Source organism: Rheinheimera mangrovi (genome assembly GCF_003990335.1).
Lineage (GTDB): Bacteria > Pseudomonadota > Gammaproteobacteria > Enterobacterales > Alteromonadaceae > Pararheinheimera > Pararheinheimera mangrovi.
The window spans coordinates 1,777,935-1,790,513 of the sequence record NZ_CP034683.1 but is presented as its reverse complement, the minus strand read 5'-3'; the positions used below and the strand labels follow the sequence as shown (position 1 = coordinate 1,790,513).

Below are 12,579 nucleotides of genomic sequence, written 5' to 3'. Positions count from 1 at the left end.
TATTCCGCCCCGATAGTTACCTAAAGGAGTCGTTCGTTTTTGTGATATTAGCTTTTAACAGCTACGACCAGTTAAACTTAACCCAATCAGGAAAAATTCGCTAGCTCAAAATCAAGCTTGTTGAAGAAAGGTGCAAAATTAGTACAGAGCAGGTATGCTGCCGCCGTTTTTCAACGGCTGGGACCCCTATCTATGTTCAATTATCAAGCAAGCCCACAGACACTGGCAGACAAAGTTATTATGGTTACCGGTGCTGGCGACGGCATAGGAAAGGCTGCGGCGCTTTGTTACGCTAAACATGGTGCTACTGTTATATTGTTAGGTAAAACCACATCCAAACTGACAGCAGTCTACGATGAAATCATGGCCGCTGGCTGGCCAGAACCCGCTATAGTTCCGCTGGATTTAAAAGGTGCGACAGCCAAACATTATCAGGATATGGCTGCGACTATTAAAGCTGAGTTTGGCAAACTGGATGGAGTACTTCACAACGCTGGAATGCTGGGCGTTTTAAGTCCGTTTGAACATCTGGATTTACCGACCTGGCAGGATATCCTTCAGGTGAATGTTACTGCTGCCATGCTAATGAGCCAGGCACTTATTCCCGTCTTAAAACTGGCGCCACAAAGTTCTGTTGTCTTTACTTCGTCTGGAGTGGGCCGCAAAGCCAAAGCCTACTGGGGTGGGTATGCAGTGTCAAAGTTTGCCACTGAAGGATTAATGCAATTGATGGCCGCGGAATACGAAGGTTCAACGGTTCGGGTCAATGCCATTAACCCAGGTGCCACCCGCACTAAAATGCGCAGTAAAGCCTATCCGGGTGAAGATCAGTTAAGTTTGCCAACTGCTGAACAAATCATGCCTGTGTATCTTTATTTAATGAGTGATGACAGCAAAGCCGTGAATGGCCAATCGCTGGATGCCCAGCAGAAGTAAGCAGCTTCGCTGGTCCTGCAACTCTTTTTCAAAGCATAAAAAACCGGCTCAAAAATGGCCGGTTTTTTCTACTGCTGCGAAAATTACTTCTTCGACAATATTTCTTCGCCGTTTGCCTGCGCCCACAGATTCCAGACGTCTACTTTACTATTGAAATTCTCGACAGCCTGTGTGCCTGCTTCCGCTAATAAAGCTTCGATATCTTTGCTGTATTTGCTATCGACTTTATGGAATGGCACCACTTTAACACCACGGTCAACTAAAGCCTTTTTCATGGTGTGAGTTTTCAGCAAATTTAATTTGCCTGCGTCTACATAAAAAAACTGACTTTCTTTATTGATGGTTTTAAATTTAGGTTTAACCGGACGCTTACCTTTTGATTCGTTGTCATCTTCGTGGCTGACAACTACATCGGCATTCAGTTGATAACCCAGTTGCTCCAGAGTAAAACCCTGAGCCTTAGCTAAAGCTCTGATCTGAGATAACACTTCAGTTTCTTTTTGGCGTTCAACTAATACTGAATTTAACGTTTCAATCACTTCATGTAATTTAACCGTCGTAATTTCTTTAGCGGCTTTTTTCAGTTCTTTTTTATCAAGTAACAATGACATGAAAATCTCCCGTGGATAAATACTATTGATGATAGTACAGAATCATTTTGATAAATTAAAGCTTAAATACAATCTTATTTAGTAAATAAGATTGTAGGCCGAAAAGCAGAGACCAAATCAACTGAACCTGGTCACTCACTGATATTTAATGAAAAAACTTATAAGCCAAACAAAGTACAGCTTCATCTTGAGCATTATTGGTCTTTTAGTAAATATAAATCTTTCAGATAAGTACGGAACTCATCTGATAGCTTTTTATCCTGCAGCGCATACTCTACAACAGCCTTCAGATAACCTATTTTACTGCCACAGTCATGTGACTTACCTTGTAAATGATAAGCCTCAATTTTCTCAATTAATAATAAATGATGTAAAGCATCTGTCAGCTGAATTTCGCCACCTGCGCCTGGTGCTGTATGGCGTAACAAATCCCATACTTTGGCAGACAATACATAACGTCCGGTAATAGCCAAATTAGAAGGAGCATCCTCAACCTCTGGTTTTTCCACCATAGTACGAATTAAAGCGGATTGTCCCTGAACCAGAGTCTCACCAGCAATATCCACAATACCGTATTTATTCACTTCAAGCGCTGGCACTGGCTCAACCATAATCTGGCTTGCGCCAGTTGTTTCAAAGCGCTCAATCATAGCTTTTAAATTATGAATACGGGCGTCAGCATGGTACTTATCAATCAATACATCGGGCAAAATCACCGCAAAAGGCTCATTGCCTACCACAGGGGCTGCACACAACACCGCATGACCTAAACCCAAAGCCACAGGCTGGCGCACTGAAATGACAGTGACATTTTTTGGGTTGATAGAACGAACATCATCCAGTAATGAGCGCTTGACGCGTTTTTCCAACTGGTTTTCCAGTTCAAAACTGGTATCAAAATGGTTTTCTATTGAATTTTTACTGGAGTGGGTCACCAGTACTATTTCAGTAATTCCAGCGGCAGCAGCTTCCTCTACTACATATTGGATCAAAGGTTTATCGACGACCGGCAACATTTCTTTTGGAATAGCTTTAGTTGCAGGCAACATTCTCGTGCCTAAACCTGCAACTGGGATCACTGCTTTTTTTAATTTCACCATAGAATCATGGTTCCTTTAGAAGAATCTTAACTTATTGTTCTATCATACCCTGAGCCACAGTGAGCAGCCAAACAGATTTACCACCGCTGAATATGTTGGTCTGATAGTCTGGTATAGTGGTGGCTGGTCGGTGTTCCCCTCGGGGTAAGATCTGTTATCGTAGCTCCAGTTCTTTATAAGGTGATTCAATGCGTTCCATAAAACAACTATTTGCCAATAACAGGGCGTGGGCTGAGCGGGTTGAGCAGGAAGCTCCGGGGTTTTTCAAGCAGCTCTCCGAACAACAGGCGCCTGAATATTTATGGATTGGCTGCTCTGACAGCCGGGTTCCTGCCAATGAAATTGTAGGCCTGCTGCCGGGCGAGCTCTTTGTTCACCGTAATGTAGCCAATCTGGTTTTGCATTCCGACATCAATTGTTTATCTGTGCTGCAGTACGCTATCGATATCTTAAAAATCAAACACATTATTGTCTGCGGCCATTATGGTTGTGGCGGTGTAGCTGCGGCTATGAACAAACAACGTATTGGTTTTGTTGATAACTGGCTACGTAATATTAAAGATGTGTATGCGCTGCACAGAGAAGAATTGGACAGTTTTGAAGACGAAGGTCAACGAGTCAACCGCTTGTGTGAGCTCAATGTGATGGAACAGGTGCGTAATGTGTGTCACACCAGCTTTGTGCAAGACGCCTGGGAGCGTGGTCAGCCTCTGACAGTTCATGGTTGGGTCTACAGTTTACGCAACGGCCATATTAAAGACTTAAGAGTCAGTCACTCCAGTGCGACACAGATAGACAATATCTACGCACTGGAGCCGACTGAAGAGTTTATTATCGAAAAGTAACAGCCTTTAGTAAAACTTCACTTCGGTGTGGGGCACACGTTTATACTGAGCGCTGTGCCCTTTTACCCATTGACCATTTTGCAAATACTCTGAACTGACCTCAAGCTTGCCACTTTTATCCAGCACTGAATGTGAACGCACCTGCGTGATGCCTTGCGCGTTATTCTCTACGTTTTCCAGTGCTTCGATGCTTTGAGTGTCAGGGTTGTAGGTCATAGTGCCATGGGTATAAAAGCCTGCTGTGGTGAAATAATAGTACGCGATTTTTTTCTGTTTCTGATCCCAGAAAATCATGGTCTCACCACCATACTCGCCATCATTAATGGAGTGCACAGTTTTAATAGCCTGACCATTTAACGCCCTGCTCCAGATGGACCGATCAATCATTTTTTTCTCTTTGCCAGCTTCTGTTAAATCTCCTTCCCAGTGGCTATTTAAAAAAGGGCGGAAGATTTCCAGTTGTGGATGCAGCACAGGTTCAGCTGAAAAAGAGGCAAAACTAAAAAAAGCAATGATTGACCAGAGCAGTTTCATTCGGTTTTCTCCTGATAATAATCCAGCATATCCTGCTCAACCTGTTGCGAAAAAGCTTTGGTTTTAACAGCATATTGCTGCAAAAACCGGTCTTCCTCGGTCTGTGGCACCCAAGCCGGCACAGCGGCTGTATTACCTTCTGCATCCAAAGCCACAAAACTGATAATGCAGTGGTTGGTTTCCAGCATTTCATCGCCTTTGGTGTCACCTGAGCGCACCTGTACCAGTACGTGCATACTGGTGGTGCCTGTGTAAACAATACGGGCAATCAATTCAACCTGATGCCCTACCAGAATAGGACGACGAAACCTGATAGTACCTACAGACACAGTGACACAATATAAGCCACTCCAACCCGCGGCACAGGCGTAAGCCACCTGATCAATCCATTTCATCACCATGCCGCCATGCACTTTGCCACCGAAGTTGACATGAGTAGGTTCGGCCAGAAAACGAAATTCAACAGCCCTTTTACCAGACATAAAGTTTTTACCTTTAGTGTTTTTAATCAGCATAGTTCGTTTTCTGAAAAAATCGAACCAAGCCCCTGATCTGAATGATTTTTTACAGGATTACTGTTTTATTGCCATGCACAAAAACCCGGTCTTCCAACACCAGTTGCAAGGCTTTGCTCAGCACATTTTTTTCAACATCCCGACCGGCTTTGACCATATCCATAGCGCTGTAGGTATGATCCACAGGAGTCACCAGCTGTTTAATAATAGGGCCCTCATCCAGATCGTCAGTGACGAAATGTGCTGTGGCACCAATAATTTTGACACCTCTTTTATGCGCCTGATGATAAGGATTAGCACCGATAAAGGCAGGCAAAAAGCTATGGTGGATATTGATAATACGTTCTTTGTAATGCGCGACAAAAGCCGGGCTTAACACCCGCATAAACTTAGCCAGCACTAAATAATCAGCCTGATACGGGTCTATCACCTGCTGCAGTGCCGCCTCATGCTGTTCACGACTTAAGTTGATATGACTGACAAAATGGTAAGGAATATCAAATTTTTCGGCCAGACTTTGTAAATCCGGATGATTGCCCACTACTGCAGCTATATCCAGTTTTAATGAGCCGTCATAGACCTTCATTAAAATATCACCCAGGCAATGCGCTTCTTTAGTCACCAGTATCACTACTTTTTTCCGCCCTGCAGCGACCAACTGCCGACTGCTACCATGTGGCAAGGCTCTGTCTAAATCCAGCATCAGGGTTTTGTCGTTAAAAATCCCTTCAAGCTGAGTACGCATAAAAAACTGACCTGAATCCGGGTCAACATATTCTGTATTACGAATTATATTCAGCTGGTGTTTGTAGCAAATATTGGTAATTTGAGCAATCAACCCTTTTGAATCCGGGCATTCAATCAATAAAACTTTCTTTTCCATCATAAACTCTCGTCAAGCCATAGCAAAAACACAGCAAGGATGCTGCATAGATTAAGGTGGATTCACGTGGTTTGGTTCTTTTTAATATGGTGGTTTGTTACCACTCTTGGATGCTTGCTGTAAGAATGTGGGCCAACATAAAGCAGCGTCCTGCTATTAATCCCAAGTTTTCACTCTGTTGTAAAGTGTTTTCAGTCTGGAGTGCTTTTGGGCTTTGCTTGTCCTTTGAGGATGCTAACGCCATAATAGAACTCATTTTTCGCCTTCCGTTGGCTTTTATCTTCTGAGGAACTGATGCCCTCTTATCAAATGCAGGTGCTGGGCACCATCCGCTCACCCTATAAACAAAAGTTCGCGATTCCCCGTCAGCCAGGTTTGATAGCCGAAGCCAAAGCTGAACTGGTTTTGGAACCAGGCTATGACGATGACGCTATTGTCCGCGGTATTGAAGCCTTTAGTCATTTATGGCTGGTGTTTGTATTTCATGAAACAGCAGACAGAGGCTGGTCACCGCTGGTGCGGCCACCACGCTTAGGTGGCAATGAGAAAAAAGGGGTTTTTGCGACCCGAGCTACCTTCAGACCAAACCCAATTGGCCTTTCTGTCGTAAAACTTGAAGGCGTAGTACGTAAACAAGGCCGTTTGATTATTCTGTTGTCCGGCATTGATCTGTTGGATGGCACGCCAATATTGGATATTAAACCTTATCTGCCCTATGCAGATGCCTTACCAGATGCAGCAGGTGGTTTTGCTGACGCCGCACCTGAAACTGATATGACAGTCAGTTTTGAACCTGCAGTGCTGGAATTTTGTCAGCGGCAGAAAGATCAGCCTGAATTAGCAGTTTTGATAGAAAAAGTGTTAAAACAAGACCCGCGCCCTCCGTATAAAAAGCAAAAAGCGGAGCAACAGAGCTATGGCATGACGCTGTATCACTTTAATATCAAATGGACAGTGAATGGAGTACACAATCATGTTACAGAAATCAGGCATGTCCCAAAAAATAAGCAAACTGCTGAAATACAGCCTCAGCCTGAGTCTTAGCGCGCCTGTGCTGGCTGGCGCAGCACAACTACCCGCCTTACCCGAAGCTGTTAGCAATAATCTGGTCATGAGTACCAGCGTGGCAGGCCGCACTTATGTCACCAGCTTTATGGGGCTCTCTTCAGGTAAAACCCATGCCGATGTGCACAACAGAGTATGGCAATGGACAGTGGGTGAGCCGACCTGGCTGAAGGCCCCTGCCGTACCAAGCCGTCAGCGTTTAAGTGGCAGGCTGGCAAGTTCAGGTGTCACCTTACAAAATCATTTTTTTGTGTTTGGTGGCTACACAGTTGCAGCCAATGGCACTGAAGTATCAAGCGCCGAAGGTTATCGCTACAGCCCTGTCACTAAAGCTTACAACAAGCTGCCGGATATGCCTGTGGCTGTCGATGACAGTGTGGCCCTGGCTTACAACAACAGATACATTTATCTGACCAGCGGCTGGTCACAAGATGGCAATGTTAATCTGGTGCAGTTATTTGATAATTTCACGCAGAAATGGAGTCAGGCTACGCCTTTTCCAGGCACACCTACTTTTGGTTTAGCAGGTGCTTTATCAGGCCAGCATATGCTGCTCTGTGATGGTGTAAAAGTCAGTTACCAGACCCTACCCCGCCAATACGAATCTGTGGCTCAGTGCTGGCTAGGTGAAATCAGTAAAACCGATGCCAATAGGATCAGCTGGCAACAAATACAGCATCCAACAGGCAAAGCCCGTTATCGGATGGCGGCTGCCGCGGTAAACCAAGATGGCAAAGATCTGATTGTATTTATTGGTGGCAGTGAAACGGCTTATAACTACAACGGTATAGGTTATAACGGCACGCCGGCCGAGCCTTCAGCTGAAGTCTGGGCGTATTCAATTACGGATAAAAGCTGGCTAAAAGCTGAAAACACCACTGCAGTGATGGATTTACGCACACTGGTGAGCATGAACAACGAGCTTTACAGCTTAGGTGGCATGGTGTCAGGGCAAAATCTGACGACAGAATGGATAAAACATCAGATTAAACTTCTGCCAAACTAGTTGCCTTGATACACTATCGGCAAATTTATTAGAGTACAGCGGCCAATTTAAGGCGCAATTAAACTTAAAACACGGAACTATTTATTTATGCGGACAAGTCAGTATTTACTCTCCACTATGAAAGAAACCCCGGCCGATGCCGAAATTATCAGCCATCAATTGATGTTACGTGCCGGTATGGTGCGTCGTCTGGCGTCAGGTTTATACACCTGGTTGCCCAGTGGCCTGCGGGTTTTACGTAAGGTAGAGAACATTGTCCGCGAAGAAATGAACAAAGCAGGCGCCATCGAAATACTGATGCCTGTGGTTCAACATGCAGAACTGTGGCAGGAATCTGGTCGCTGGGAAAAGATGGACGCTGAACTGCTGCGTTTTAAAGACCGTCACCAGCGTGATTTTGTGTTAGGCCCAACCCACGAAGAAGTAGTGACAGATTTAGTCCGTAAAGAAATCAGCAGCTACAAACAGCTGCCTATTAATTTATACCAAATTCAGACCAAGTTCCGTGACGAACGTCGTCCACGTTTTGGTGTGATGCGTGCCCGCGAATTCTTAATGAAAGACGCCTACTCTTTCCACTTAAGTCAGGAAAGTTTGCAGCAAACCTATGACGCTATGTACCAAGCCTACTGCAATATCTTTACCCGCCTGGGTTTAGATTTCCGTCCTGTATTGGCGGACACTGGCGCCATTGGTGGCAGCATGTCGCACGAGTTCCATGTGCTGGCCGCCTCAGGTGAAGATGCAATCGTATTCTCTGATGGCAGCGATTACGCCGCCAATATTGAAAAAGCCGAAGCTCTGCCCCCTCAAGGTGCCCGCCCAGCTGCGACACAAGCCAAGACAGAAGTTGCAACTCCAGACGCAAAGACTATCGATGAAGTTTCAGCCTTTTTAAAGGTAGAAGCATCTGCTATCGCCAAAACCTTAATTGTTTATGCCCGTAAAGCCGACGAAAAAGCAGCTCAGACACTGGTTGCTTTGGTGCTGCGTGGCGATCACGAGTTAAACGAAATCAAAGCTGAAAAACATCCTCTGGTGGCTTCTCCACTGCAGTTTGCATCAGAAGAAGATGTGCTGGCTGTGACTGGTGCGAAGCCAGGTTCTGTTGGCCCTGTTGGCTTAACTATTCCTGTGGTTGTCGACCATGCCGCAGCTCATTTAGCTGACTTTGTCACTGGTGCAAACAAAGACGGTTTCCACTTCACTGGTGTGAATTTCGACCGTGATATCACTACGTATCAGGTGGCTGATTTACGTAACGTGGTTGAAGGTGACCCAAGCCCTTGTGGCAAAGGCCATTTAGTTATTCGCCGTGGTATTGAAGTAGGCCATATTTTCCAGTTAGGTGACCGTTATTCGTCAGCGATGAAAGCAGGCGTGTTAAACGAAGAAGGCAAACACCAAATTATGACCATGGGTTGTTATGGTGTAGGCGTGTCCCGTATTGTCGCAGCTGCTATTGAGCAAAACCATGACGAATATGGCATCAAATGGCCAGCAGCTATAGCGCCGTTTCAGGTGGCCATAGTGCCGATGAATATGCACAAGTCGGTGCGTATTCAGGACGCAGCAGAGCAACTGTATAAAGATCTGACAGCGGCAGGCTTTGAAGTGCTGTTTGACGATAGGAAAGAGCGCCCTGGTGTGATGTTTGCTGATATGGAGCTGGTTGGTGTGCCTTATCACATCATCGTAGGCGAACGTAATCTGGATGAGCAGAAAGTTGAGCTGAAAAACCGTCTGACCGGTGAGAAGTTAATGCTGTCGTTGTCGGATGTAGTAGCTCAGCTCAAGTCTTTCTGAGTAGGTTGGTAGCATATACCCAAAGTAATTGGAGTTGCAGCGAGGCGACAAGAGCGTGAGCCCCCAGGAGCATAGTTGTCCTATGTGACTGGGGCGAACGAACGCAGTCAACAAAGCTGTAGCTTCAAGAACGATGGGGATAAAAGGCCCTGCTCTGACGGGGCCTATTTTTTTAAGGAGTTTTTGATGTATTTTGGCAGCCATTCCATTCCGGAGCTTGCAGGTTTGAAGTTTGCAGAGCGGATGCAAGTGATCCGCACGGCCACAGAGCAGGTGCCTACTCCACAAAAACTGCTGTTAAATTTGCTGAAACTGGCCATTTTAATCCCGCTGTTTTTAGTGATAGCCCAATGGGATTCATGGCAAAGCACTGTCACTATTCTTGTGTTGCTGGCCGCCTACCCGCTGCTGACCCGACCTCTGACGTTTGCCTTATGTCGCCCCCACTTGCAGCAAGCCCGCACTAAGCTAAAGCTTTAGCTTAATGAGCAGGAAACGACCTTTATGTTGAAGTTTTTGTGTGACATTGCGAATAAAGAGCTGCGTAGCTGCCCTTTAGAGCACAGGTTTAGTAAAAAACAGCAAGCCATAGCCGATCGTGAGCAGGAATTACTGCAGATTGCCCACCAGTTGGTCAAAGCCGAAGGCTACGCCAATTTGACTATGGATAAATTGACCGCCGCCAGCCCTTATTCTAAAGGCACTATCTACAATCATTTTTCCAGCAAAGAAGACGTGATCACCGCCCTGTGTAACACGGCTTTACGTCATGAAATCAGTTTGTTTAAAAAAGCCGGATTGTTTAATGGCAGCAGCAGGGAAAAAGCACTGGCCTTGCATCAGGCCTATTTCTTATCTGCCAAAATGCAGCCTATTTTATTTAACTGTGTACTGATCGCCAAATCCCCCTGGGTGCAGGAGAAAAGCTCGCCAGCACGAATTACAGTGCAGCAGGAATTGGAAAAAGAAGTGACACAGATGGTCGACTTGTTGTTGCAACAGGCTATAGATGCCAATGAACTACAACCTAAGGCCGGAGCTACAGTAGATTTAATGGCTTTTGCCAACTGGGCTATATCGTTTGGTAGTATTGCGCTGTTAAGCAGTGCCAGTGAAACCTATAGTGTAGAACGCTTACTCGGAGCACATCCCTTTCTGTTCAATTTAAACTGTGTGCTGGATGGCATGAATTGGTTACCTCTCAGCACAGACTGGGACTATTGCCAAAGCTGGCTGCGCATTGAAAAAGAAATCTTTAGTGCTGAGCAACAGCAATTGGCCAGTGCTTTACCGCCCGTCTTGAGATAGTTTTTGTTCCCCTCTCGCTATATTTTTAACCTGATGCAACTTTTTTCAACTATTTAACACAAATCAATGCAGCAAAGCAGATGATCCAAATCATGCTTTACCAGTATAATAATCAACGTGTTATTTCCCTCAAACGGATGCAAACTTATGGTCTTACGCATGAAGCCTGTTTTAGTGTCGTGCCTGTTATTGTTAACGGTGAGTGGCTGCGCCAGTAAAAAAGCAGCTGATGAGCAACAAGCACAAACGAACTATCAGGACCCACGGGATCCAATTGAATCTGTAAACCGGGATATCTGGGATTTTAACTACGACATACTGGATGCTTATGTACTGCGCCCTGCCGCCATAGGTTATATGGTAGTGGTACCAAAACCAGCGCGTACCGGCATAGCGAATGTGATTAGTAACCTGGATGAACCAACTAATTTCGTCAACGGTGTATTGCAGGCTAAACCGAAAAGCGCGGCGATAAGCTTAGGCCGTTTTGTGCTGAACAGCACTGTAGGTTTATTTGGTTTGTTTGACGTAGCCACCCGTATTGATTTAAAAGATCAGGACGAGGATTTTAACCAGACGTTAGCGACCTGGGGTGTCGGAGACGGCCCTTATCTGATGCTGCCGGCTTTAGGACCTTCCACGGTGCGCGATACGACAGGTACTGTAGTCGATAATCTGTATTTTCCATCCACTTGGATCAACACACCTTTAACTATCACCAAAGCTGTGTTGGGCGCCTTAGATGGACGTGTACAGATGCTGCGGATGGAACAGTTACTGAACGAATCTGTAGACCCATACGCCTTTATTAAAGAAGCCTATTACCAACGTAAAGAGTTTCAGATTTACGATGGCAATCCACCGAAAAAAGCTGAAGAAGACGAAGCTTATCTGGATGAATACCTGCCTTAAACCGCAGAAAAGACCAAGGCCAGCATTGCTGGCCTTTTTTATTGAATAACGACTTTCTCCAGCACTGCACTGGTCTGCTTTAAACCCGCAGCTGTAGCCCCGCCTATGATGTAAATGGCATCATCCAATGTGACTGCACCTAACCCATGACGTGGTAGTGGCATTTCCCCTTGCTGCTGCCAGCTGTTGTCCAGAGGTGAATAAGACCAGACCTTGCTGAACACTCCTCCGCCTTGCTGAAAAAACTCACCGCCAAAAACCCAGAGCTGCTGGTTAAGCACTGCAACAGCTAAACCAGCCTGAGCATCAGGCATAGTTTTTTGTAGTGTCCATTGCTGGTTTTGTGTATTAAAACTATAAACATCTGCTTTGTTGCCGCCTTTGACCTGCCGGCCCCCGAACAGATAGCCCATGTTATTAAATACAGTACCAGCTGCGCTATTTTTCGCTTCAGGCAACGCTGGCGCCACTTCGGTTTTTAACGACTTTAGGTCAAAAATCCAGTGAGTTGCCACATCAGCCTGATCTTGCCACTGTGCATTCGCTGAGGTTGCAGGAGAGCGACCAGAGACCAGATGAATGTTGTGATCCAGTACCCAACTGACGGTTTCGCTTAATGGCGCAGGCAAGCTTGCTACTTTTAACCAGCGCTGCTGATCAAGATCTAATTGCAGTACATCAGCACTAGCACTCCAATGACCTCCATTGGCCTGAATAAAACCACCCACTAAAAATAACTGCTCATTCACCGCAACCAGTTGGCCATGGTGACGCCCTTCAGGTAAAGCAGGTCCATACCGCCATTGATCAGTTTTTGGATTGTAGATCTGAACTTGCGCTGTCATTTGGCCTTGTTGTTTTGGCAGTTCAGAACTCAAACCACCGGCGACGTAAATCTCGCCCTGAAAAACAGCAGGGTAAATTTCCTGTACTGGTATAAGCAAATCGGCTTTTTTTTGCCAATTCAGTGATCCCGCCGTCAGTTGAAAGCTAATACAACACAGCACCACACTAATAAATTTCATGTTTGTCTCCACAGAATATAAAAAAGGCCAGCG

The 12,579-nt window shown here is 45.6% G+C and carries 14 protein-coding genes; 8 read left to right on the top strand and 6 right to left on the bottom strand.

Annotated elements, in window-relative coordinates; all coding sequences use genetic code 11:
• The first annotated feature begins 192 nt into the window (after positions 1–192).
• Positions 193–936 (top strand): YciK family oxidoreductase, encoded by a 744-nt coding sequence (locus EK374_RS08120; protein WP_206099309.1) that lies wholly within the window; start codon positions 193–195, stop codon positions 934–936.
• An 83-nt stretch (positions 937–1,019) separates the two neighbouring features.
• Here EK374_RS08120 and EK374_RS08115 read toward each other — a convergent pair whose 3' ends face one another.
• Together EK374_RS08115 and galU are read right to left on the bottom strand one after the other, a co-directional pair.
• Positions 1,020–1,547: an H-NS family histone-like protein gene (locus tag EK374_RS08115; RefSeq protein ID WP_127021823.1), complete on the bottom strand. Its 528-nt coding sequence runs from the start codon at positions 1,545–1,547 to the stop codon at positions 1,020–1,022.
• 194 nt (positions 1,548–1,741) lie between these two features.
• Complete coding sequence (galU, locus tag EK374_RS08110; protein WP_127021821.1) at positions 1,742–2,647, bottom strand: UTP--glucose-1-phosphate uridylyltransferase GalU; 906 nt, start codon at positions 2,645–2,647, stop codon at positions 1,742–1,744.
• Positions 2,648–2,835: 188 nt separating this feature from the next.
• Here galU and can point away from each other — a divergent pair, with 188 nt between their 5' ends.
• Entirely contained in the window at positions 2,836–3,492 is a 657-nt protein-coding gene (gene can / locus EK374_RS08105) for a carbonate dehydratase (protein WP_127021820.1), read from the top strand.
• Between the two features lie 6 nt (positions 3,493–3,498).
• On the opposite strand, the gene EK374_RS08100 is transcribed toward can, so the two are convergent.
• The 3 genes from EK374_RS08100 to purU are packed head-to-tail and all read right to left on the bottom strand — an operon-like array spanning position 3,499 to position 5,424.
• The gene (locus EK374_RS08100; protein WP_127021818.1) at positions 3,499–4,026 is read right to left on the bottom strand and encodes a hypothetical protein; all 528 of its coding nucleotides are present in this window, start codon (positions 4,024–4,026) and stop codon (positions 3,499–3,501) included.
• A complete protein-coding gene (locus tag EK374_RS08095; protein WP_233280373.1) occupies positions 4,023–4,541 on the bottom strand; it encodes an acyl-CoA thioesterase in 519 nt (172 codons plus the stop codon). The genes EK374_RS08100 and EK374_RS08095 overlap by 4 nt, the downstream gene beginning before the upstream one ends.
• Before the next feature lie 49 nt (positions 4,542–4,590).
• The gene (purU, locus tag EK374_RS08090) at positions 4,591–5,424 is read right to left on the bottom strand and encodes a formyltetrahydrofolate deformylase (RefSeq protein WP_127021816.1); all 834 of its coding nucleotides are present in this window, start codon (positions 5,422–5,424) and stop codon (positions 4,591–4,593) included.
• A gap of 294 nt (positions 5,425–5,718) precedes the next feature.
• On the opposite strand from purU, the gene tsaA reads away from it, so the two are divergent.
• From tsaA to EK374_RS08060, 6 genes are all read left to right on the top strand, one after another.
• A complete protein-coding gene (tsaA, locus tag EK374_RS08085) occupies positions 5,719–6,468 on the top strand; it encodes a tRNA (N6-threonylcarbamoyladenosine(37)-N6)-methyltransferase TrmO (protein ID WP_206099308.1) in 750 nt (249 codons plus the stop codon).
• The gene (locus EK374_RS08080; RefSeq protein ID WP_233280372.1) at positions 6,416–7,495 is read left to right on the top strand and encodes a Kelch repeat-containing protein; all 1,080 of its coding nucleotides are present in this window, start codon (positions 6,416–6,418) and stop codon (positions 7,493–7,495) included. The genes tsaA and EK374_RS08080 overlap by 53 nt, the downstream gene beginning before the upstream one ends.
• 87 nt (positions 7,496–7,582) lie before the next feature.
• The gene (locus EK374_RS08075; RefSeq protein ID WP_127021810.1) at positions 7,583–9,301 is read left to right on the top strand and encodes a proline--tRNA ligase; all 1,719 of its coding nucleotides are present in this window, start codon (positions 7,583–7,585) and stop codon (positions 9,299–9,301) included.
• A 186-nt stretch (positions 9,302–9,487) separates the two neighbouring features.
• The gene (locus tag EK374_RS08070; RefSeq protein ID WP_127021808.1) at positions 9,488–9,781 is read left to right on the top strand and encodes a DUF6170 family protein; all 294 of its coding nucleotides are present in this window, start codon (positions 9,488–9,490) and stop codon (positions 9,779–9,781) included.
• Positions 9,782–9,805: 24 nt separating this feature from the next.
• The gene (locus EK374_RS08065; RefSeq protein WP_127021806.1) at positions 9,806–10,609 is read left to right on the top strand and encodes a TetR/AcrR family transcriptional regulator; all 804 of its coding nucleotides are present in this window, start codon (positions 9,806–9,808) and stop codon (positions 10,607–10,609) included.
• A 159-nt stretch (positions 10,610–10,768) separates the two neighbouring features.
• On the top strand, positions 10,769–11,521 hold the full coding sequence (locus EK374_RS08060; protein ID WP_233280371.1) for an MlaA family lipoprotein: 753 nt from the start codon (positions 10,769–10,771) through the stop codon (positions 11,519–11,521).
• A 38-nt stretch (positions 11,522–11,559) separates the two neighbouring features.
• Here the strand turns inward: EK374_RS08060 and EK374_RS08055 are convergent, their stop codons facing one another.
• Positions 11,560–12,546 carry a Kelch repeat-containing protein gene (locus EK374_RS08055; RefSeq protein WP_127021802.1) on the bottom strand — a complete coding sequence of 329 codons (987 nt, stop codon included), beginning with the start codon at positions 12,544–12,546 and terminating at the stop codon, positions 11,560–11,562.
• Positions 12,547–12,579: the final 33 nt, after the last annotated feature.

Excerpts from the sequence above, each read along its gene's own strand:
- galU (WP_127021821.1), bottom strand. The coding sequence starts at position 2,647 with ATGGTGAAATTAAAAAAAGCAGTGATCCCAGTTGCAGGTTTAGGCACG.
- EK374_RS08065 (WP_127021806.1), top strand. The coding sequence starts at position 9,806 with ATGTTGAAGTTTTTGTGTGACATTGCGAATAAAGAGCTGCGTAGCTGC.
- EK374_RS08120 (WP_206099309.1), top strand. The coding sequence starts at position 193 with ATGTTCAATTATCAAGCAAGCCCACAGACACTGGCAGACAAAGTTATT.
- EK374_RS08070 (WP_127021808.1), top strand. The coding sequence starts at position 9,488 with ATGTATTTTGGCAGCCATTCCATTCCGGAGCTTGCAGGTTTGAAGTTT.
- tsaA (WP_206099308.1), top strand. The coding sequence starts at position 5,719 with ATGCCCTCTTATCAAATGCAGGTGCTGGGCACCATCCGCTCACCCTAT.
- EK374_RS08095 (WP_233280373.1), bottom strand. The coding sequence starts at position 4,541 with ATGCTGATTAAAAACACTAAAGGTAAAAACTTTATGTCTGGTAAAAGG.
- EK374_RS08115 (WP_127021823.1), bottom strand. The coding sequence starts at position 1,547 with ATGTCATTGTTACTTGATAAAAAAGAACTGAAAAAAGCCGCTAAAGAA.
- EK374_RS08100 (WP_127021818.1), bottom strand. The coding sequence starts at position 4,026 with ATGAAACTGCTCTGGTCAATCATTGCTTTTTTTAGTTTTGCCTCTTTT.
- EK374_RS08055 (WP_127021802.1), bottom strand. The coding sequence starts at position 12,546 with ATGAAATTTATTAGTGTGGTGCTGTGTTGTATTAGCTTTCAACTGACG.
- purU (WP_127021816.1), bottom strand. The coding sequence starts at position 5,424 with ATGGAAAAGAAAGTTTTATTGATTGAATGCCCGGATTCAAAAGGGTTG.
- can (WP_127021820.1), top strand. The coding sequence starts at position 2,836 with ATGCGTTCCATAAAACAACTATTTGCCAATAACAGGGCGTGGGCTGAG.
- EK374_RS08060 (WP_233280371.1), top strand. The coding sequence starts at position 10,769 with ATGAAGCCTGTTTTAGTGTCGTGCCTGTTATTGTTAACGGTGAGTGGC.
- EK374_RS08075 (WP_127021810.1), top strand. The coding sequence starts at position 7,583 with ATGCGGACAAGTCAGTATTTACTCTCCACTATGAAAGAAACCCCGGCC.
- EK374_RS08080 (WP_233280372.1), top strand. The coding sequence starts at position 6,416 with ATGTCCCAAAAAATAAGCAAACTGCTGAAATACAGCCTCAGCCTGAGT.